This is a genomic window from Paraburkholderia gardini (assembly GCF_907164575.1).
GTDB classification, from domain to species: Bacteria; Pseudomonadota; Gammaproteobacteria; order Burkholderiales; family Burkholderiaceae; genus Paraburkholderia; species Paraburkholderia gardini.
In genome coordinates this window covers 69,085-88,390 of sequence record NZ_CAJQYY010000005.1, presented here as the reverse complement: position 1 = coordinate 88,390, position 19,306 = coordinate 69,085, and the positions used below count along the sequence as shown (strand labels likewise).

Below are 19,306 nucleotides of genomic sequence, written 5' to 3'. Positions count from 1 at the left end.
TTGGCAAACGCGCCGTGTGGCTCGACGCGTGCTATCTATCGTCCGACCGGGCGATGAAGCAGGCCGATCGGGTCTGATTGTATGTTAAAAAAGGGGGCAGGCAGGCGCTGTCGGTGCGGCGGCGATTTTCCTGTAGGCACACTCCGGTGTTTGCGTCGGTGCAGTCCTACGTGCGCACACCGGGTGTCGTGACCGGCGGCGCGGAGGTCGGGGGCGCCCCGTCGGACGGCGCGATCGTGCTGGCCGTCGGCATTGTGACGCGAATGTCCGTGCCGCCGGCAACGCCGCGCCGGATGTCGAAGTGACCGCCGCGCGCGGCGACCCGCTGGCGCATGCCGAGCAGCCCGTGAGTGTGCGTGCGCCTGAGATCGGCCGGTGTGATGCCGATGCCGTTGTCCGCGATATCGAGCGCGACCTGGTCTGCGTGAACCGTCAGGCCGATCGACACGCGCGACGCGTTCGCATACTTCGCGGCGTTCGTCAGCGATTCCTGGGCGACGCGAAAGAGGGCGATTTCCGTCTGCTCGTCGAGCTTGATGTCGTCTTCGGGAAGGCGCTGGTCGAGCACCCAGCCATTGCGTTGGGCCGCTTCGTCGCCGAGCGTGCGAAGCGCGGTGACGAGCCCGAAATTGGCGAGCACGGTGGGCCGCATGTCCTCGATGATGCGCCGCTTCAGCGCAATACCCTGATCCAGATTGGCCAGCGCGCGCGCGAGCTTTTCGGAAATCGCGGGCTCGTTGTCCTTCAGCTTGCGGTTCGCCCATGCGACATCCATCTTGCTCGCCGTGAGAATCGCGCCGAGTTCGTCGTGCAGTTCGCGCGCAAGCTGCGTTTTCTCGTTTTCGCTGACGGCCTGCAGATGCCAGCCGAGCGCTTCGAGCTGGCGTGTGCGCTCGGTGACAAGCTGGTCGAGCTCTTCCTGTTGCGTGATCAGCTGGCGCTGCACGCGCGCCTGTCGCTCGAACTGGATGCCGAGGTTACGGAACAGCAGAATGAACAGGACGATGTTCAGCGTCGACAGCCCGCCCGCAATGAACGTCGAGATGCGCTGGTCGCCGCGGCTCGCATCGAGGGCGTGCTGGGCACGGCGCTCTTCGTTGTCGCGCAGCAGCGCGAGCGTGCTGTCGATCAGCGCGGTATCGACGGGACGTGCCTCTGTCGTGGCCGGACAGGTCGCCAGACCGGCGTCGGGCCCGGCATGTTGCAGCGCGTCGCGACCGGCGCCCGTGCGCGCCTCGATCAGCCGCGCGATCTGGCGGAAGCTTGTCTCTTCCGCGCTGTCGGCCCGATGACGGAAGTAGGCGTCGAGTTGCTGCGAGGTCTGACGAATCTTCCCTGCGGTCGTGCAATAGCCGCTTGCCCATAGCTGCTGTTTCGTCAGAAGGAATGTGCTTTCGTCGGCGGTGAGCTGCGCAAGCTGTGCGGCGAGCGTGCCCAGTTGCACCGTTGCATCTTTCGCTTCGAGTGCGGTTTCGTATTCGTCAGCGATGCGCTGGCGTCCCGTTTCGAGAATCACAAGACCCCCGACCGTGATGACGATCGCTACAGTCATCGCAATCGTCCAGCTGCGATCGCGCATCCAGTCGTTGAGTCGTGTCGCTGTATTCAAGGTCGCTCCTGAATTGAAGCACCAGTGTAGCGTCTGTCATGCCTTCTGCCGCGTGCTCCGGTCAACGCAGACGGCGCATGAGCGCGAGTAAAGCTTCCGTCATGGCGTGTAAGCGGATTCTCACACGAAAAACGGCGTGAGCCGGAGTGTCAACGTCGACGTGCATCTTTACCATGAGAATCAGTCCCGGTCTTTTACGCATACAGGAGGAAACGATCATGCTCAAATGGGCGCTGATTTTCGCCGTCATCGCGGTCGTCGCCGGCCTCTGTGGATTCACCGGCATTGCAGCAGGCGCAGCGGGAATCGCCAAATTCCTGTTCGTGCTGTTCCTGATCCTGTGCGTGGTGTTTCTTGTAATCGGCTTCGTCATCACGAAAAAAATCGTCGACTAGCGAAACGCGTTCTGGAGCCCGTTCCATTCAATGCTTTAACCAGAACCAGCAGTCACAGGGAGAAACGCCATGCTTCACTATGCGCTCATATTTTTCGTCATAGCGATCATCGCCGCCGTGTTCGGTTTTACCGGCATCGCGGCGGGCGCGGCGGAAATCGCGAAGATTCTGTTCTATATTTTTCTGGTCGTCTTCGTCGTCACACTGCTGCTCGGCGTGTTTCGAACCTAGCCAGAACATTCGCCACTATCAAGCGCGTGGCCGCTTTCGCAGCATGCGCGCAGTCCCCCCACGGATCAATACAAGGAGTTGCTAAATGTCGAAAACCTCTAGCGGGCAAAGCACGGCGAAAGGCTCTTTTGTGATGGATGTGAAGAAGATCCGCGAGCAGGCGCGCCAGCACATGTCCGAAGGATCGGTCACACAAAGCTATGCCGCGGATCGTGAGACAGTGCTCAAGCTGCTGAACGATTCGCTCGCGACGGAAATCATCTGCGTGCTGCGTTACAAGCGCCATTACTTCATGGCCAAAGGGATCAATTCGGAAGGCGTCGCCACGGAGTTTCTCGAGCACGCCAATGAAGAGCAAGGTCACGCCGACACGCTCGCCGCACGCATCGTGCAACTGGGCGGCGAACCGGACTTCGCGCCCGACGGCCTCGCTTCGCGCGCGCATTCGGAATACAAGGAAGGCAAGGATCTGACCGACATGATCCGCGAGAACCTGATCGCCGAGCGCATCGCCATCGATTCGTATCGCGAGATCATTAACTATATCGGCGACAAGGACGTCACGACGCGCCGTATCTTCGAGGAAATCCTTGCTGTCGAAGAAGAGCATGCCGACGATATGGCGGATCTGCTCGAAGGCCGCAAGTAGGTGAGCCGGCGGATGAAACGGCAAACGCCGCGGTGCGGTTGCGTGGCACGGAAGCGGTCCCGGCTTGCATGCGCCGGGACACCACTACAATAGGTGCTCTGGATGGATCGCCACGGCATGGATGGGAACCGATGATTCGAGTCTTGATAGCGGACGATCACGCCATCGTACGAGGCGGGTTCAGACAGTTCGTCGCCGATGAGCCGGACATGTGCGTCGCGGCGGAAGCCTCGACCGGCGACGAAGCGATCAGTCACGTGCGTGAGCAGGCGTTCGACGTTGTGCTGCTCGATATCGCGATGCCCGACAAGAACGGCATCGATACGCTGCGCGTCATCAAGCAGGTGCGCCCCGAGCAGGGCGTGCTGATTCTGTCCGGCTATCCCGAGAGCCAGTATGCGATCAATCTGCTGCGCGCGGGTGCCAACGGCTATCTGAACAAGGACTGCGAGCCCGACGAGATCGTGCGGGCGATCCGCGCGGTGGCGCGTGGACACCGTTATCTGTCGGAGACGATAGCCGATACGCTTGCGAACAATCTCGACAAACCGGCCGCGGGCCAGCCGCACGAGCAGTTATCGGAGCGCGAATTCCAGATCTTCCGCAAGCTTGCCGCCGGACAGATTCCCACCGATATCGCCGAGGAACTGCATCTCTCCGTGAAGACAGTGAGCACCTATCGCGCGCGCGTGCTGGAGAAAATGAATCTCACGAACAACGCGGACCTGACGTACTACGCGATCAAGAGCGGCCTGATCGAGTAGGCATGCAATGGCAAACCATCCCATGAGCCGCGAACCTGAAACGCTTTCCGACGAAACCCGCAGCGCGCCGTTACGCGTGCTGCTGATCGAGGATTCGCCGCTGATCCGGCGCAGTCTGGTGGAAGCGATCGATGCTTCCGGCACGCTCCAGGTGGCCGCCTGGGCCGATACTGCCGACGACGCCATCGCGCTGCTCGACGGCGAGCGGTTCGACGCCGTGATCGTCGATCTGCAGCTCAAGCACGGTTCAGGCGTGCCGGTACTGGCTTATCTTCAGCGCGACGGACTGATCGACACGACTTTTGCGGCGGTACTCACGAATCACGCCTTGCCGGCGTACCGCGCGCGCTGCGAGCAGTATGGCGTCCGCCACTTCTACGACAAATCGTTCGAATTCGATCGCGTGATCGACGCGTTGCACGACTACGCGCGCTCGCGCGGCAGCCGGCCCGTCTGATTGTCGACGGACCACGCGACCGGTCCCAGATGGTTCAGATGAATGCGCGACGCGTTCAGGTCGCGCGGACCGCTGCCGGACCACCGCGCAGATGATTCCATGCCGCGAGCGCGGCGCACAGAAAACCGGCAACCGACACACCGATCCAGCCAGCCGCCTGCCACGCGAGCGCGCCGATTGCCGATCCTGCCGCACCGCCGATGAAATAGCACACCATGTAGACCGTATTCACGCGGCTGCGCGCTTCGGGCTTGAGTGCGTAGATGCGCGACTGGTTGGAAATCTGCGCGGCCTGCACGCCGATATCGAGCACGATCACACCGACGACCAGCCCGGCAATGCTCGCGCCCGATACGCCGAAAATCACAAACGACACGGCGACGAGCCCGATCGCGAGTGTGATGATCGAGCGCGGCCCGCGCCGGTCGGAGAACTTGCCGGCAAGCGGCGCGGCCAGCGCGCCCGCGGCGCCCACGATGCCGAAGAGGCCAGCCGCCTGCGGCCCCAGATGAAACGGCGGCCCGGCAAGCAGCAGCGACAGCACCGACCAGAAGATACTGAACGCGGCGAACAGCGCGGCGCCCGTGAGCGATGCCTCGCGCAGCCCGCGGTGCTCCACGCTCAGATGCCACATCGAGGCGAGCAGTTTGCCGTAGCTGAGCGTCGACGTCGGCTTGCTGTGCGGCAGGCGCATCACGATGACAACCGAGAGGCCAAGCAACGCGACGACCGAGGCAAAGAACACCGCACGCCAGCCGAAATACTCCGCGACAAAACCCGCGGCGGTCCGGGCGAGCAGGATGCCGAGCAGGAGGCCGCTCATCACCATGCCGACGGCGTGTCCGCGAGCCGAGGGCGGTGCCAGTTCGGCCGCGAACGGCACGGCCTGCTGCGCGATCGTCGCCAGTACGCCGATCGCGAGGCTCGCGACAATCAGGACCGTAAGGCTGGGGGCGATGCCCGCGACGAGCAGCGAGACGCACATGCCGGCCGTCTGCAGCAGGATCAGGAAGCGCCGGTCGAAGCGGTCCCCAAGCGGCGCGAGCAGCAGCATGCCGAGCGCGTAGCCAAGCTGCGTGACCGCCGGTACAGCGCCGATCCACGACGCGCTGTGCGGAAACGACTGACGGAAATCGTCGAGCAGCGGCTGGTTGTAATAGATGTTGGCGGCGCCGACCCCGGCGATCGTCGCGAGCAGCAACAACAGGCCGCGCAGCGAAGCAGGGGAAGGATCGGTAGCACTCGAACCGGATGTGGACATGGAAATACGCAAAGGCGAACGGGATGGGCTCAACCGGCCAGTCAATCAGCTGCCCAGCCGGAGAGGCGGTGCCGCGCATCGGCGGCACCTTGAGCGTGCCGATCATACCGGAGCGCGCGCGACCCTGCTGGGCATGGCTTTGTGCCCTTGCGCCTTCGCGTCGTTTTGCCTTTGTACGCTCTTGCCGCGGACGCGCTCAGTCGATCAACGCGCCAGCCGGCTCATGGAACGGATACGGGCCGTCGGCGGCGTCGACATACGCGTGATGCGTGACGATGCCGGTGGCAGGCTCGTAGCGGTGCAACGCGAACGCGGGCGGTTCCAGCACGAAGGCGGACGGCGCATCGTCGCGCAGATCGAGCGCGACCTGATGGGCGGGCGCGGGCACAGCTGACGCAATCGTGCCGCCGAAGCGCACGAACATCGGCCGGTGCACGTGGCCGCAGATCACGCGCTCGACGTTCGGATGCTGCGCGATGAGCGCTGCGAGACGCACGGCGGCGGGCGGATCGAGCCGCGCGCGGTCCATATGACCGATGCCGCATTCGAACGGCGGATGATGCAGCGCGACGATCACGGGCCGATTGCGCGCGACGTCGAGTTGCGTGACGAGCCACGCGAGACGCGCGTCGCACAGCTGGCCCGCGCTCTGGCCAGGCTGCAGCGAATCGAGCGCGATGAAGCGGATCGGGCCGATGTCGGCGGCGTAGTGCACGAACTCGCCGCCTTCGAACAGTTCCGCGCGCTCGGGAAACACCTCGCGAATTTCAGCGCGCCCGTCATGATTGCCGAGCAGCAGGTAATACGGAATCTCGAGCGCGGCGAGCAGCGACTTCAGATGACGATATTGTTCGACCGTGCCCTGGTCGACGAGATCGCCCGTCATCAGCACCACGTCGGGTCGCGGTACCAGCGCGTTGAGCCGTACGATGCAACGCTGAAGTGCGGCGGCGGTATCGACGCGCCGGTAGGCGAGCGCGCCGGGGGTCTTGATGTGCAGGTCGCTGATCTGGGCGATAAGCATGAAGAAAGGTCCTTACGTACGTAGTCAGACGTTTGAACAGTATTGCATTATCACGCGAGCGCGATCAGCGCGTCCTCGGCGATCGACAGCCCGACTGGTGTTCCGCACGCCAGTTCGACGCGCCCGGCGACATCGACGACGAGCACATCGGGTGCCGCGCCACGGATCGTGAGGCGTGTACGTTCGCCGAGGAACGACGCACCGTCGATCGTCCCACGCAGTTGCGCGTGCGCCGGGTCGACCAGTTGCGCGTCCTCGGGCCGGAAAAACAGTTCGCGCGTACCCGTGCCGGACGCGTGCGCCGGACGTGCCGCCGGCACTGCGCCGCCGGTCGTGATCAACGCGCCATCGCGCCATTCTCCCGCAAGCCGGTTGATCGTGCCGATGAACCCGGCGACGGTGCGGTTCGCCGGCTGGTAGTAAATGCCGCGCGGCGTGCCGATCTGCTCGATGCGTCCCGCGCTCATCACGACGATGCGATCGCCGAGTTCCATCGCTTCGGCCTGGTCGTGCGTGACGTAGACGGTCGTGACGCCCAGATCGCGCAGCAGCGTATTCATTTCAGCGCGCAATGCGTCGCGCAGACGCGCGTCGAGCGCGGTCAGCGGTTCGTCGAGTAACAGCACGCGCGGTTGCAGCGCGAGCGCACGCGCCAGTGCGACGCGCTGGCGCTGGCCGCCCGAGAGCTGGTCGACCGGCTTGTCGGCGTGGTCGGTGAGACGCATCATCGCGAGCAGTTCGTCGACGCGCCCACGCAACGTCGCGGCCGCGACGCGCCGGATTTTCAGGCCATAGCCGATATTGCCGCGCACGTTCAGATTCGGGAACAGCGCGTAACTCTGGAACACCATGCCGACCTGGCGTCGCTCGATGGGCAGCGCCGTGACATCTTCGTCGCCGAACAGCACGCGGCCGCCGGCGTCGGGCGTTTCGAGGCCGGCAATCATGCGCAGCGTCGTGGTCTTGCCGCAGCCTGACGGCCCGAGCAGCACCAGTGTTTCGCCTGCCTCGATCGACAGGTCGAGCGGTTCGAGCACGCGGGTATCGCGAAACGTCTTCGAGCAGCGGTTCAGCGTGATGGGAACGGAGGCGAGTTTCATGGCGTAACGTCCGGATGGTTCGGGGTATCGGGCGAAGAGAGCGGGGCACGCGCGCGATGTTTCGAAGCGCCGCGCCGCTGCCCGGTGGCATCGACGCCGAGCCATTGCATGACGATCAGCAGCGGCATCGTCATCAGGAAGAAGAGGATCGTGTACGCGCTGCCGATTTCGATACGTAACGATGCATACGTGTCGGCGAGCCCGACCGGGAGCGTCCTGGTATCGGGTGTATGCAGCATCCACGTGAGGTTGAATTCGCCGATCGACAGCGTGAGCACGGCAAGCGCGCCCGCGACGATGCCGGGTTTCGCGTTCGGCAGGACGATCGTGACGAAGCGCTGAAAAAACCTCGCGCCGAGACTTGCCGCGCCTTCTTCAAGCGTACGCAGATCGGACCCCGCGCAGACGGCGGAGACGGCGCGCACCATGAACGGCAACGTGAACACCACATGACCGGCGACGATAAACGCAACGCTCATGCGAAACATCGTCCATCCGCCGTATACGACGAGAAGCGCGAGCGCGGAAGCGAGCCCCGGCAGCGCGACGGGCAGTACCAGCAGTTCCTCGATGACACGTGACAGACGCGTCTTGCTGCGCGCGAGGGCGTAACCCGCCGGAACGCCGGTCAGCAGCGTGATGACGAGCGTGGCCGCCGCGACTTCGAGCGAAAGAAACACCGACGCGTGATACTGCGTCCACACTTCGACGAGCCAGCGCAACGTCAGTCCGCTCGCGACGCCCTGAAAATAGTTGACCGTCAATCCCGCGACGATCGACATCACGACGGGAAGAATCAGGAACGCGCACAGCAGGAGCGTAACGCACCATTGCCCGAGCGCGAGCCACGTACGCAGAGAGGGAAACCTGGACGCGCGTCCCGCAGGCGCCGTCGATGCACTGCTGTGTGCGAGCGAACTCATGATGCGCTGATCCTCCTGCATTACGCGGTAGCGGCAACTGCCGATCCGGTTGCGCTTCGCGCGAGCGCCAGTACCAGCCACGTCACGACGCCGAGCAGGATCGACAGGCCCGCGGCCGTCACCATGTTCGCGTTCAGCGTGAACTCGGTGTAGATGGTCATCGGTAGCACGTCGATGTCGGTGGCGAGCGTGAACGCGGTGCCGAACGCGCCCATCGCGGTCGCGAAGCACACCGCACCTGCGGCGATCAAGCCTGGTGAGAGCGCCGGCAGAACGACGTCGCGCATGATCTGCCACGGCGATGCACCGAGCGAGCGCGCGGCTTCTTCGAGCGACGCATCGAGTTTCGTGGCCGATGCCATTACCGTGACGATCACGCGGGGGATCGAGAAATACAGGTAGCCGAGAAAGAGCCCGCTCATCGAATACGCGAAGACCCAGCGGTCGCCGGTGAGTTTCAGCGAGAGCGCACCGATCAGACCTTGTCGCCCGGCGAGCATGATCACCATGAAGCCGACGACCACGCCGGGAAACGCGAGCGGAAACGTCAGCAATGCGAGCAGCGCGCGCTTGCCCGTGAATTCGCGACGGGCGAGCAGCAGACCCGCGATCACCGACAGCACGAGCGTCGTCAGCGTGACCGCGGCGGACAGGACGACGGTTGCGCCGAGGCTGCGCATATAGCGGCCATTGCCGAGCAGCATGCGATACGTTTCGAACGCGTGACCGTCGGCGCTGACCTGCAGCAGCACGACGACGGGGAACAGTCAGAACGCGATAAAGACGGCGAGCGCCGGTGCGAGCAGCGCGATGCGCCAGCGTAACGGGAACGTGATGTCGTGCATGACGGGTGTGAGAGGCGTAATAAACGTGGGCGTGCCGGCATTGTCGCGACCTGCGCGCGTTAAAACCGCGCACAGGTCGCGCTTTCGTTCAATGCATGATCTGCAGATAGCGTTCGCCGAAGGCGGTCTGCTTTGCGGCCATCTTGCCGAAGTCGACCGGCTGGGCGCGTGCGTAGTCGCTGGCGGGCAGGAACTTCGAAGCGGCCTCGCTGCTCATCGCGCCTGCGCGTACAGGGCGCAGATACGCGTTCGCCCACAGTGTCTGGCCTTCATCGGACAGCACGAAATCGAGCACCTTCCTGCCGTTCGCATCGTGCGGCGCGCCCTTCACGAGACTCATCACGTACGGCACGGAAATCGTGCCTTCCTTTGGAATCACGAACTCGACGTTCGCGTGATCCTTGTACTTCGCGCGATAGGCGTCGAAGTCATAGTCGAGCAGGATCGGAATTTCGCCGGACAGCACGCGCGCATAGGCCGTCTGTTTCGGCACGATCGGCGCGTTGGCCTTCATCTTGCGGAACCAGTCGAGGCCCGGCTCGAAATTATCGAGCGTGCCGCCCAATGCCTGATTCACCGCGACCGCCCCTGCGTAACCGACGAACGCACTCGACGGATCGAGGTAACCCACCATGCCCTTATATTCGGGTTTCAGCAGATCCGCCCATGAACGCGGCACGGGTCTGCCTTCGAGTGCATCCTTGTTGACGAAGAAACCGAGCGTGCCGGAATGGATCGCGAACCAGTAACCCTGCGGGTCCTTCAGGTTCGCGGGAATGTCGTTCCAGTGCGCCGGTTTGTACGGCTGGATCACGCCTTTTTCCTTCGCCTGGAACGCCGAGGACACGCCGAGATATACGACATCGGCGACTGGGCTTTTCTGCTCGGCCATCAACTGCGCAATCGCCTGGCCCGAATTCTTGTTGTCGTACGGCACGCGAATACCGGTCTTCTGCTTGATCGCCGCGATCTGGCTGGCCCAGTCGGCCCATTCGGGCGGGCAGTTGTAGCAGATCGCGGTTTCTTCGGCGTGGGTGAGCGGTGCCGCCAGCAGCGCGGCCGACGCGACGAGCGTCATGCCTGCCGCGCGCACGAGCCGGCGCAGCAGCGAATCGATAACGAAGGGGCGACGGTTCACAGCAGGTCTCCTTTCAGGGGAAGTGTCAATGCATACGGATGAAGCGTGAGCGTGGGAGAGGACGCGCGCGTGGATTTCACCGGCCTGCCTGCGGCAATTCGCGCGCGCGGGCGACACCGCCGTCGCTTGCGATGGCGGCGATCGTCGCGCCTGCGCGCAGCGTGTGCGGCAGTGTCAGCGAGAGCGACGCATCGCTTTCATACGTGCCTTCGATGCGACCGGTGAGCCGGCGCCACGCGGCGCAGCCGATCTCGCGATTTGGCGCACCGATGCTCGCCAGCGGCGGCGACAGCAGGTCGCCGACCGCGAGCCCGTCAAAACCGAGAATCGACATATCGCGCGGCATGTCGAACTGCGCGCGGCGCAGGCCGCGCATCACGACCATCGCAAGCAGATCATTACTGCAAAACAGGGCGGTGGGACGCGCCGGGCCACGGGTCAGATGCGCGAGCACCGAAGGTGCGAGTTCGTCGGCATTGAAGTCGATCTCGAGCGCCGGTGCGGGCTGAAGACCGGCCTGCTGCATCGCCTGCGCGTAGCCTGCATGGCGCATCCGTGCGCGGTCCGACGCGGCAAGCGTGCCGGCGAGCATCAGGATGCGGCGATGGCCGTGGGCGATCAGCATGCGCACGCCATCGTATGCGGCAAGCCGGTTGTCGACCGAGACCGAGGGACGGCGCACCGTATCGTTATGCATCAACACGTAGAGCAAACTGTCGCGGTCGAGTTCGTCGAGCACGGGGTGCGTGTCGGCATCGGCGACAGTCAGGATCATTCCTTCGACACGTTGTGTGCGCAACGTCTCGATTGCGTGGCGTTCACGGTCGGCATCGTATTGCGTCGTCATCAGCATGAGGCGATAGCCTTGTGCCGAAGCGAGTTCGTCGATGCCCTGCAGACATTCCGCGAAGACAGGATTCGCGAGCGTCGGCAGCACGACGCCGACCAGGCGCGAGCGCTCGCCACGCAACTGGCGGCCAAGCGGACTGGGACGGAAGTGAAGGGCGTCGATCGATTGACGTACCTTGTCGAGCGTGACCGGATTGACGGTATGCGGTGCGTTGATCGCCCGTGAGACCGTTGCAATCGAGAAGCCCGCATGCGCCGCGACATCCTTGATCGTAGGAATCATCCACTCGCCCCGTGTTGTAAACGTTTTCGTCGAGCGGATTATCTGGAAGGTTTGTGACTGGGCGATGACGGCAGCGGGCCGCGGGTGCCACGCCGCCTGCGGAGTGGCATGTGAACAATCGGGTAGAATGCCGCGCTGCAACCGCACCCGGCTTTTCCAATGAAAACCCATACGCTACGCGAGGAGTGGTTCTCGAACATCCGCGCGGATATTCTCGCCGGCATTGTCGTCGCCCTTGCGCTCATTCCAGAAGCACTTGCATTTTCCATCATCGCAGGCGTCGACCCGAAGGTTGGCCTGTACGCCGCGTTCAGCATCGCGGTCGTATCGGCAATCGCTGGCGGCCGTCCTGGCATGATTTCCGCGGCTACCGGCGCGGTGGCGCTGTTGCTCACGTCGCTCGTAAAGACACATGGTGTCGAATATGTCTTTGCCGCCGGCATTCTTGCCGGTGTGCTGCAGATCGGCGCAGGCCTGCTGAAACTCGGTGCGCTAATGCGCTTCGTGTCGCGCTCGGTGATCACGGGTTTCGTCAACGCGCTCGCGATCCTGATTTTCCTCGCGCAGATGCCTCAACTGCACAATGTGCCGTGGTACGTCTACCTGATGGTGGCTGGCGGCCTCGGCATCATTTATCTCTTTCCGCGCGTCACGCGGGCAGTGCCGTCGCCACTCGTGTGCATCATCGTGTTGACGGCGATTTCAATGGCGCTGCATTTAAGTTTGCACACCGTCGGCGATATGGGTTCGTTTCCAGATGAATTGCCGGTATTTTCGCTGCCACACGTCCCGTTCTCTTTCGACACACTGCGAATCATCTTTCCGTATTCGCTTGGCATCGCTGTAGTGGGTCTTCTTGAGTCGCTCATGACGGCGGCCATTGTGGATGACTTCACGGATACATCTAGCGACAAGAACCGGGAATGTCGCGGTCAGGGCTTCGCAAACATCGCAGCGGGTTTCCTGGGCGGCATGCCCGGGTGCGCGATGATCGGCCAGACGGTTATCAACGTAAGATCCGGCGGGCGAGGGCGTCTGTCCACATTCGTTGCCGGTGCGTTCCTGCTCGTACTCGTCGTGTTCCTGGGGCCGTGGGTCAAACAGATACCCATGGCCGCGCTCGTCGCGGTCATGATCATGGTTTCGATCAGCACATTCAACTGGCGCTCCATCCGGAACCTGCGGACGCACCCGAAAAGCTCATCGATCGTGATGCTGGCGACAGTCGCTGTCGTCGTGGCGACCGGGAATCTCGCCATCGGCGTCTTTATCGGCGTATTGCTAAGCGCGCTGTTCTTCACGTCGAAGGTGCGCCAGGTGCTGGTCGTCGAATCGTCGCTGGACGAAGCGAAAAGCGAGCGCCGCTACCTCATTCGCGGGCAGGTTTTTTTCGCTTCATCGGAAGCGCTTGTGTCGGAGTTCAACTTCAGGGAGACGGTCCAGTCGGTGCGTCTCGATCTGTCGCACGCACATTTCTGGGACCTCACGGCAATCGACGCGCTTGACCGGATCGTGCACAAGTTCCGTCGCAACGGCATCGCGGTCGAAACGACAGGGGTGAATCGGGCGAGCGCCACGATGATCGAGAAGTACGCGACGCACGATAAAGATACGCCGGCGGCACACTTCGAGCCTTCCCATTAAGCCATCGCGCACGAGGCCGCTTTACCACCCGGTGGGTTGTGCCGACCGCCTGGCAGACTAGTTCAGGAGATTTGCCGAACTGCTCACGACTGCCCGGAAATCGCCGCTGCTTTCCGTGGATGAGAGATCCGCGAGAAAACTCGAACTCCACCAGTGGACGTCGAACTGCCTGATCCGTTGCATCAATGCCGTGTGGCGGGCAGTCCGCTCTTCAATCGACATCGTGAGCGCACGCTGGATCGCAAGCGCGGTTCCTTGCGTATCGTACGGATTCACAAGGAGCGCTTCTTTTAGCTGCTCAGCCGCGCCCGCGAATCGGGATAGAACCAGCACGCCTGGATCCGACGGATCCTGTGCGGCAATAAATTCCTTGGCGACCAGATTCATGCCGTCACGCAGCGGCGTTACAAGCGCGACACGACTCGCGCGATAAAGACCGGGCAGCTTCTTGCGCGCGACATTGCGATGGATGTACCGAACCGGCATCCAGTCCAGTTCGCCATAGTCACCGTTGATCGCGCCGCACAGGCTGTCCATTTCAACGCGAAGATCGTCATACGCGCCCACGTCCTCCCGGCTTGGCGAGGCGATCTGGATGAGCGTCGCACTGTTGCGGTTCTCGGGATATTTCGCGAGAAGTTCACGAAAGGCATGGACCCGCTGCGGCAGACCTTTCGAGTAGTCCAGCCTGTCCACACCCAGAAGCAGGCGGCGGCGCGAGTACTCCTCGCGGATCTGCCCGAACATTTCGACGCCATCCCGGCTCCTTGCCAGGCTGGCGAATTCATCGACATCGATCCCGATTGGGTATGCCCCGACGCGCAGCGTGCGATTGAACGCACGCAGGCGGTTGCCAGGCAGCGTGTCGGCCTTTGCTTCGGACTCGACGTATCCGGCGAAATGGGTCACGTCCGCCTCGCTCTGAAAGCCGACCAGATCGTAGTCGAACAGTGAACGCATGAGCCATTCGTGCTCGGGAATCGCAGCCATGATGAGCGGCGGCGGCATGGGAATGTGCAGGAAGAATCCGATCCGGTTGCCACAACCCAGGGCGCGCAGTTCTGTAGCGAGGGGAATGAGGTGGTAGTCGTGGACCCAGATGATGTCGTCGGGTCTAAGCAGGGACATCAGCTTGCGGGCAAACAGCTGGTTGACACGCCGGTATCCGGCGGCGAATCGAACGTTGAAATTCGCGAGGTCGAGCCGGTAGTGAAATACCGGCCATAGAACCTTGTTCGAGTACCCGAGGTAGTAGGTATCGTGATCTTCCTGGGTCAGGTCGAGTGTCGCCAGTTGCACGTTGCCGACCGTTTGCAGCTTGATGTCGCTCTCGCCGGATGTCCCGGATTCGCTATCGCGAAGTTTTCCGCTCCAGCCAAACCACAGGCCACCCGTCTGTTGCAGACTCTCCTTCACTGCAACTGCAAGGCCGCCGGCTGCAGCCTTTCGGGGATCGGCGGTACGATTTGAAACAACGACAAGACGGCTCACTCGATCCTCGCGATGGGTTAAGACAGGCCAGGGCGAGGGCACAACGCAGGTCGGCGAATCTACCCGTTAGCGGCATTACTTGCCTGTCGCTACACGTCGTCCAATCCTCCGGCACGAACAAAACACCTTTACCGAACACCTGTTTTTCACTAGAGCGTGTAAGCGATCGTAACACGGGCATACCGCTGCTACCAAACGGTCGCGATGGTCATGCGTGGCGGTACACGCAGGAAACTGGCGTTGCGAGAGGGTGATGAAGCGTTCGTTAAGTGTGCTACGGGATCGCGATAGACCGACGTTTCGTATCGTGTTTCTGGACTGGAATTTATTCGAGCGTTGCGAGGAACCGGAGATCTTGTGCGCCTGGCGTCAGGATCCCCTTATGACAATGGCAGTTCGAATAGAGATGGACGGCAGCCGGTTTGCCGGTCATCCCCCACATGTCCCCATTGTCAACGGAACCCTCCGAGTTTCCCGGGAAACAAAAAACCCTCGAAGCATTGCTGCATCAAGGGTTTAAGGAGTTTCCAGGAATCGACCGGCATACTAGCTGGTGCCGGGGACCGGACTTGAACCGGCAAGCTGTTAAGCGGCGGATTTTAAGTCCGCTATGTTTACCAATTTCATCACCCCGGCAGGGTCATAAAACGGACGAGATTCTATCACGCACGCTACCTTGTCAGTCAGGTCCGTGCCCACCTTTGCCCCATGAGGATCGAGCGAAATTCGGGAGTTCCGGCCTCAAGCGCCTTTGTATTGCGGCTCGCGCCTTGCAGCAAAAGCGGCGATCCCTTCGGTCGCATCGTCGGTAAGCAGCAAATTGCGTTGGAGTTCCGCCTCTTTGGCCAAACCTTGTTTCATTGGGAGCTCGAAACTGGCAAGAAGCGCCTGCCGAGCCGCCAACACTGCCAGGGGGCCATTTTTTGCTGTCAGCAGCACCTCCGTAGCTCGATGCCTGAACATCGTTGTCCTGTTGTGACTGGGCAGTGCGCATCCCGGCCTGACTTGCCGGACTGCTTTCCTGTGCGAAAGACAAGGCGGGTGCGGCCAGGGGCCGCGATGACAAGAGTGCGCGCAAAAGACTTCATGATGACCTCCGGAAACCCCCTGCTCAACGAGGAATGTCCTGTTGGGCATACGTTGATTCCCACCCGCCGCCGAGTACCTTGCATAGCGTGATGAGATTGGCGTCGGCGGCGGCCTTGCTCAAGGTTGCTCTGCGCGTCGAACAACTGTTTTTGCACGTTAAGCACATCGAGAGAATCGACTGCGCCTGCCTTGTACGGTTGTCGTGCAATCGCCAGCGCGCGCTGGTTCAGGCTAACGACCGCTATCAGGCGATCACGACGCTGCGATGCAGGCGATCTTGCGGCGCGCGTCGCGATGGGTTATCTGATTGTCGGAGATGGGGCGCGTTTCTTAAAGCTCAGGCAGGCCGTGCGTGAATTTCCATGAACAGGCGTTCACGCTAACCACGGCCCGCATACGGTTCTCTAAACCGAGTCAGCCGTTGCGACTGCAAGACGAAGTTCACGGTAGGCGATCACCAGCACGTCGAGACTGAATGTGCGGTTCAGGCCGCTGGGATTTGGCAGTACCCATGCGCGGGCGCCGCCGAACGCTGCCGGTTGCGGGCCCCAGCAGATATCGCGTTTGCCGGACATTGCCGAGAGCGCCATCTTTCCGAGGAAGGCGACGTATCGCGGCGCATGGCGTTCAATCTTCCGCTCGAATTCAGCCGCAGCCGCGTCGAACTCCCATTGTGACAACTCGTCCGCTCGTGCCGTCGGACGCGAGACTACGGTTGTCAGGCCACAACCATATTGCAGAAACGTGCGGTCGTCTTCAGGGCGAATCTGTTGAGGAGTAAAACCCGCTAGATGAACGGCCCGCCAGAACCGGTTGCCTCTGCCGGCAAAGTGACGGCCGGTCGATGCCGCACGGACGCCTGGATTTATTCCGCAAAATACAACTGATAGACCCGGTTCCAGAATATCCGGAAGACCTTGAAGTGAATCGGAGTGAGTCACGGATGGTGTCGGCCTTTTCATGAAGTACATTTGATTCACCGGATGGGAACAACCGGCTATGTCAGCGACGATACATGCCACCGGCTTTCCACGCAAAGGCTCACCTTCATCGATCCGGGCAAGCGGTCGCGCATCGTGGAGATGACGCGCGATGACGGTCTTGCGATCGCGAGAAAGCAGGTGGCGGTGCAGTCGCTGATTGCGGCGTTCCGCATGGTCGGCACGCGCAAGGCAAAGCTGGACCCGCTGCTGTGGACTTCGCCACATGCTCCAGTCGAACTCACGCCTCTGTTCCACGGCTTGTCGGCGGCAGACATGTCCACGCGCTTCAGCACGGCCGACACGTTGCTTTTCGACGAAGACGCAACGCTGCGCGATATCGTCACGGCGCTCGAAGAGACGTATTGCGGCACGCTGGGCGCCGAGTTCGACGGCAAGGATGGGGCCACCCTTCGGCAGGCGACGTCAAGCATCACAAGGGCTTTAGCAGTGTCACGCAGACGGGCGACGGGCCGGTCGATGTCGTGCTCGCATTCAATCCGTCACATCTGGAATTCGTCAACCCGGTCGTGCAGGGCATGGCACGCGCCAAGGGGGAGGCCCAGGGTGTTTGCGTGTCGCGTTGAAGCAAGAAGCGAACTCGAGGACAAACTTGAGGCCTTCGTGGAATTTGACGGACTGGCTTTCCTCGAAGTCGTGATCGATCAGAACGCCGATGTGTTTCCAATGATGGGGCCTGGGCAAAGCTACCCGAACATGACTACCGGGCGGTTTATCCCGTCCCGCTCCAGGCAGGAACCCGGAGGGAAGGGCACAGGGCGTCAGGCGGCCGCGGATATGTTCCAGCCATTATTCCCTGCTGCCAGGCAGAGCCGCTGGAACCGGTCGGGCCGGGTACGTCTCACATCGTTCAAGACTCCACGCAGATAAAACTGCTCGCGGAATTCACATTCCCCTTGCCGCCATAGCGCGGAAACATCGGATACCGGCATAGCGGCCGCGAACGTCCGTTGGTCGCCGCGGCGATATCAGTCGCGATCAGCGTCTCCGGGGCGGTGCCGCGCGTCACCCAGGTGTCGAGTGCACCGAGCAGATCCGTCGATGGAATGAACGCGCCGCTGCCGTGCTGGAAGCCAGGCACCATGTAAAGCCGCATGAACGAGTCGACCGTGCCGGAGCCGAAGCGGTCCACGAGTGCTTCGTAATACGCGATGGTCTGGTTCGGGCTGATGACTTCGTCTGCGAGCCCGTGCAGGGTGATCAGCTTGCCGCCGCGTGCGATATAGCGGCTCAGGTCGGGGTTCATCGCGCCGATCGTCCGCGAGAGCGCCACGATCTGCTGACGGTATCGGCCCGGATGCAGCACGTCGAACTTCAGCGAATCGAAGGCCGGGTCGCGCGCGATGAAGTACCGGGCGTAGCCGTCGCCCTGCGAAAACAGATAACCGTTTGCGACGATCGTGGGCGACGTGCCACAGGCGTCGTTGCGCGCAAGACCGAGCATGCCGGTGAAGAGCGCGCCCTGAAACACGTTGTAGCCGCGATAGCGGGTCACGTTCCATGCGAGCGGCCAGGGCAACGATATCCCGCCGCGTAGCACGTCGAGTGTCGCGAGCTGGGCATTCGACAGGCAGGTGTCGTTCGCGACGCCGGCTTCGCCCGGCGGACACCGTAACGAGGCGATCATGTCCGCCTCGTGCCTGCGACATGCGCTGACGTCGCTCACGATACCGTCTGCCGCGCCATCGAGCTGGTCGCACACTTCAAGCGTGCGCTGGTAGACGCGCTCAAGCAGTGGCCGCGGCACGAAACCGCCCGGCGTCGCGTACTCGGTCTGGCCGACTTTCACGCCGAGCAGACGTACACCGGAAAAATTCAGCGCGGGCGAGTTGGCGATTACACCGTCGTAGTCGTCGGGAAAGCGCTGCATGACAGTGTAGCCTTCGCGTCCGCCCGTCGAGCCGCCGGCGAAGTACACGTGCTCGGGCCGTCGGCCGTAGGCGTGCCCGATCAGCGCGAGCGCGACGTCGTGTGTCTTCTTCAGATGCGCGTAGCCGAAGTTGACGACCGCTTCGTCGACGAGACCGAACACCGCGAGGGCGGAATTGCCGACGTGGCCGGAATCGTCGCCGAACGTCGCGTAGCCTTGCGCGAGCGGCGCGCGGTCCGGCCAGAACGGCATCACACCCGTGCCGCTCACCACGACGCCGTTATAGCCGCCGCCGCCCACCTGCAACGCGCGGCCGTTCCAGCGGCGTGGCAGGTTTACGTCGAAGCGGATATCGGGCGTGCCGACCTTCAGCGGCTTGATGCTGCCCGTGATCCGGCAGTATTCGCCGTCCTGGTTGTTGTGGGCAGTCGCGGCGATCATCTCCGCGGTGTCGATTCGCGCGCCGCCAGTGGGCAGACCGATGATCCCGGGCGGCAGCGTGAGTCCGGCGAGCTGGATGCATTGCATCGCGAACGTCGGTTCGGCCGCCGCCGCCGCGCCTGCGCTGCCAACACCCGCGGCCAGCAGCAACACGGACCAAACGCGCATACGAAAGGACACACGCAGCGGCACACGCACGGATACGCGCAAGGAGACGAAGGCGCGCGGGGCGCCGGATGAAC

17 protein-coding genes, 1 tRNA gene and 4 pseudogenes are annotated in these 19,306 nt (G+C 62.6%); 8 read left to right on the top strand and 14 right to left on the bottom strand.

Annotation, left to right across the window (positions count from 1 at the left end; all coding sequences use genetic code 11):
• Positions 1-166: 166 nt before the first annotated feature.
• The gene (locus LPA34_RS05770; protein WP_228976107.1) at positions 167-1,579 is read right to left on the bottom strand and encodes a sensor histidine kinase; all 1,413 of its coding nucleotides are present in this window, start codon (positions 1,577-1,579) and stop codon (positions 167-169) included.
• 248 nt (positions 1,580-1,827) lie between these two features.
• Here LPA34_RS05770 and LPA34_RS05765 point away from each other — a divergent pair, with 248 nt between their 5' ends.
• The 5 genes from LPA34_RS05765 (at position 1,828) to LPA34_RS05745 (ending at position 4,105) form a co-directional block, all read left to right on the top strand.
• Positions 1,828-2,004, top strand: a complete 177-nt coding sequence (locus LPA34_RS05765) for a DUF1328 domain-containing protein (RefSeq protein ID WP_228975880.1) — start codon at positions 1,828-1,830, stop codon at positions 2,002-2,004.
• Positions 2,005-2,073: 69 nt separating this feature from the next.
• The gene (locus tag LPA34_RS05760; protein ID WP_228975878.1) at positions 2,074-2,235 is read left to right on the top strand and encodes a DUF1328 domain-containing protein; all 162 of its coding nucleotides are present in this window, start codon (positions 2,074-2,076) and stop codon (positions 2,233-2,235) included.
• Positions 2,236-2,320: 85 nt separating this feature from the next.
• Complete coding sequence (locus LPA34_RS05755; RefSeq protein ID WP_228975875.1) at positions 2,321-2,884, top strand: ferritin-like domain-containing protein; 564 nt, start codon at positions 2,321-2,323, stop codon at positions 2,882-2,884.
• Between the two features lie 131 nt (positions 2,885-3,015).
• A complete protein-coding gene (locus LPA34_RS05750; RefSeq protein ID WP_228975873.1) occupies positions 3,016-3,648 on the top strand; it encodes a response regulator in 633 nt (210 codons plus the stop codon).
• 22 nt (positions 3,649-3,670) lie between these two features.
• Positions 3,671-4,105 carry a response regulator gene (locus LPA34_RS05745; protein ID WP_228975871.1) on the top strand — a complete coding sequence of 145 codons (435 nt, stop codon included), beginning with the start codon at positions 3,671-3,673 and terminating at the stop codon, positions 4,103-4,105.
• A gap of 55 nt (positions 4,106-4,160) precedes the next feature.
• On the opposite strand, the gene LPA34_RS05740 is transcribed toward LPA34_RS05745, so the two are convergent.
• The 7 genes and pseudogenes from LPA34_RS05740 to LPA34_RS05710 all read right to left on the bottom strand — a co-directional run bounded on the left by LPA34_RS05740 (position 4,161) and on the right by LPA34_RS05710 (position 11,528).
• Positions 4,161-5,366 carry an MFS transporter gene (locus LPA34_RS05740; RefSeq protein ID WP_228975870.1) on the bottom strand — a complete coding sequence of 402 codons (1,206 nt, stop codon included), beginning with the start codon at positions 5,364-5,366 and terminating at the stop codon, positions 4,161-4,163.
• A 196-nt stretch (positions 5,367-5,562) separates the two neighbouring features.
• Positions 5,563-6,390 (bottom strand): phosphodiesterase, encoded by an 828-nt coding sequence (locus tag LPA34_RS05735; protein WP_228975859.1) that lies wholly within the window; start codon positions 6,388-6,390, stop codon positions 5,563-5,565.
• A gap of 50 nt (positions 6,391-6,440) precedes the next feature.
• Positions 6,441-7,490: an ABC transporter ATP-binding protein gene (locus LPA34_RS05730; protein ID WP_228975855.1), complete on the bottom strand. Its 1,050-nt coding sequence runs from the start codon at positions 7,488-7,490 to the stop codon at positions 6,441-6,443.
• Positions 7,487-8,413: an ABC transporter permease gene (locus tag LPA34_RS05725; RefSeq protein WP_228975853.1), complete on the bottom strand. Its 927-nt coding sequence runs from the start codon at positions 8,411-8,413 to the stop codon at positions 7,487-7,489. Before LPA34_RS05725 ends, LPA34_RS05730 begins: the two co-directional genes overlap by 4 nt.
• 20 nt (positions 8,414-8,433) lie before the next feature.
• A pseudogene (locus LPA34_RS05720) lies at positions 8,434-9,258 on the bottom strand (ABC transporter permease).
• An 88-nt stretch (positions 9,259-9,346) separates the two neighbouring features.
• A complete protein-coding gene (locus LPA34_RS05715; protein WP_228976104.1) occupies positions 9,347-10,336 on the bottom strand; it encodes an ABC transporter substrate-binding protein in 990 nt (329 codons plus the stop codon).
• A 136-nt stretch (positions 10,337-10,472) separates the two neighbouring features.
• Positions 10,473-11,528, bottom strand: a complete 1,056-nt coding sequence (locus LPA34_RS05710; protein ID WP_228975850.1) for a substrate-binding domain-containing protein — start codon at positions 11,526-11,528, stop codon at positions 10,473-10,475.
• A 159-nt stretch (positions 11,529-11,687) separates the two neighbouring features.
• On the opposite strand from LPA34_RS05710, the gene LPA34_RS05705 reads away from it, so the two are divergent.
• Positions 11,688-13,172 (top strand): SulP family inorganic anion transporter, encoded by a 1,485-nt coding sequence (locus tag LPA34_RS05705; RefSeq protein WP_228975846.1) that lies wholly within the window; start codon positions 11,688-11,690, stop codon positions 13,170-13,172.
• Positions 13,173-13,229: 57 nt separating this feature from the next.
• On the opposite strand, the gene otsA is transcribed toward LPA34_RS05705, so the two are convergent.
• The 5 genes and pseudogenes from otsA to mug all read right to left on the bottom strand — a co-directional run bounded on the left by otsA (position 13,230) and on the right by mug (position 16,714).
• Complete coding sequence (otsA, locus tag LPA34_RS05700) at positions 13,230-14,663, bottom strand: alpha,alpha-trehalose-phosphate synthase (UDP-forming) (RefSeq protein ID WP_228976102.1); 1,434 nt, start codon at positions 14,661-14,663, stop codon at positions 13,230-13,232.
• 551 nt (positions 14,664-15,214) lie between these two features.
• A tRNA-Leu gene (locus tag LPA34_RS05695) sits at positions 15,215-15,299 on the bottom strand.
• Positions 15,300-15,404: 105 nt separating this feature from the next.
• The gene (locus LPA34_RS05690) at positions 15,405-15,602 is read right to left on the bottom strand and encodes a Clp protease/crotonase-like domain-containing protein (protein WP_228975844.1); all 198 of its coding nucleotides are present in this window, start codon (positions 15,600-15,602) and stop codon (positions 15,405-15,407) included.
• 172 nt (positions 15,603-15,774) lie between these two features.
• Positions 15,775-16,015, bottom strand: a pseudogene (locus tag LPA34_RS05685) (TolC family protein); the annotation flags it as partial.
• A gap of 141 nt (positions 16,016-16,156) precedes the next feature.
• The gene (mug, locus tag LPA34_RS05680) at positions 16,157-16,714 is read right to left on the bottom strand and encodes a G/U mismatch-specific DNA glycosylase (protein WP_228976101.1); all 558 of its coding nucleotides are present in this window, start codon (positions 16,712-16,714) and stop codon (positions 16,157-16,159) included.
• Positions 16,715-17,107: 393 nt separating this feature from the next.
• On the opposite strand from mug, the pseudogene LPA34_RS27055 reads away from it, so the two are divergent.
• Together LPA34_RS27055 and LPA34_RS05675 are read left to right on the top strand one after the other, a co-directional pair.
• A pseudogene (locus tag LPA34_RS27055) lies at positions 17,108-17,301 on the top strand (hypothetical protein); the annotation flags it as partial.
• A gap of 1 nt (position 17,302) precedes the next feature.
• A pseudogene (locus tag LPA34_RS05675) lies at positions 17,303-17,536 on the top strand (biosynthetic-type acetolactate synthase large subunit); the annotation flags it as partial.
• Between the two features lie 67 nt (positions 17,537-17,603).
• Here the strand turns inward: LPA34_RS05675 and LPA34_RS05670 are convergent.
• A complete protein-coding gene (locus tag LPA34_RS05670) occupies positions 17,604-19,232 on the bottom strand; it encodes a tannase/feruloyl esterase family alpha/beta hydrolase (protein ID WP_228975842.1) in 1,629 nt (542 codons plus the stop codon).
• Positions 19,233-19,306 lie beyond the last annotated feature (74 nt).

Excerpts from the sequence above, each read along its gene's own strand:
- LPA34_RS05770 (WP_228976107.1), bottom strand. The coding sequence starts at position 1,579 with ATGCGCGATCGCAGCTGGACGATTGCGATGACTGTAGCGATCGTCATC.
- LPA34_RS05765 (WP_228975880.1), top strand. The coding sequence starts at position 1,828 with ATGCTCAAATGGGCGCTGATTTTCGCCGTCATCGCGGTCGTCGCCGGC.
- LPA34_RS05760 (WP_228975878.1), top strand. The coding sequence starts at position 2,074 with ATGCTTCACTATGCGCTCATATTTTTCGTCATAGCGATCATCGCCGCC.
- LPA34_RS05755 (WP_228975875.1), top strand. The coding sequence starts at position 2,321 with ATGTCGAAAACCTCTAGCGGGCAAAGCACGGCGAAAGGCTCTTTTGTG.
- LPA34_RS05750 (WP_228975873.1), top strand. The coding sequence starts at position 3,016 with ATGATTCGAGTCTTGATAGCGGACGATCACGCCATCGTACGAGGCGGG.
- LPA34_RS05745 (WP_228975871.1), top strand. The coding sequence starts at position 3,671 with ATGAGCCGCGAACCTGAAACGCTTTCCGACGAAACCCGCAGCGCGCCG.
- LPA34_RS05740 (WP_228975870.1), bottom strand. The coding sequence starts at position 5,366 with ATGTCCACATCCGGTTCGAGTGCTACCGATCCTTCCCCTGCTTCGCTG.
- LPA34_RS05735 (WP_228975859.1), bottom strand. The coding sequence starts at position 6,390 with ATGCTTATCGCCCAGATCAGCGACCTGCACATCAAGACCCCCGGCGCG.
- LPA34_RS05730 (WP_228975855.1), bottom strand. The coding sequence starts at position 7,490 with ATGAAACTCGCCTCCGTTCCCATCACGCTGAACCGCTGCTCGAAGACG.
- LPA34_RS05725 (WP_228975853.1), bottom strand. The coding sequence starts at position 8,413 with ATGAGTTCGCTCGCACACAGCAGTGCATCGACGGCGCCTGCGGGACGC.
- LPA34_RS05715 (WP_228976104.1), bottom strand. The coding sequence starts at position 10,336 with ATGACGCTCGTCGCGTCGGCCGCGCTGCTGGCGGCACCGCTCACCCAC.
- LPA34_RS05710 (WP_228975850.1), bottom strand. The coding sequence starts at position 11,528 with ATGATTCCTACGATCAAGGATGTCGCGGCGCATGCGGGCTTCTCGATT.
- LPA34_RS05705 (WP_228975846.1), top strand. The coding sequence starts at position 11,688 with ATGAAAACCCATACGCTACGCGAGGAGTGGTTCTCGAACATCCGCGCG.
- mug (WP_228976101.1), bottom strand. The coding sequence starts at position 16,714 with ATGAAAAGGCCGACACCATCCGTGACTCACTCCGATTCACTTCAAGGT.
- LPA34_RS05670 (WP_228975842.1), bottom strand. The coding sequence starts at position 19,232 with ATGCGCGTTTGGTCCGTGTTGCTGCTGGCCGCGGGTGTTGGCAGCGCA.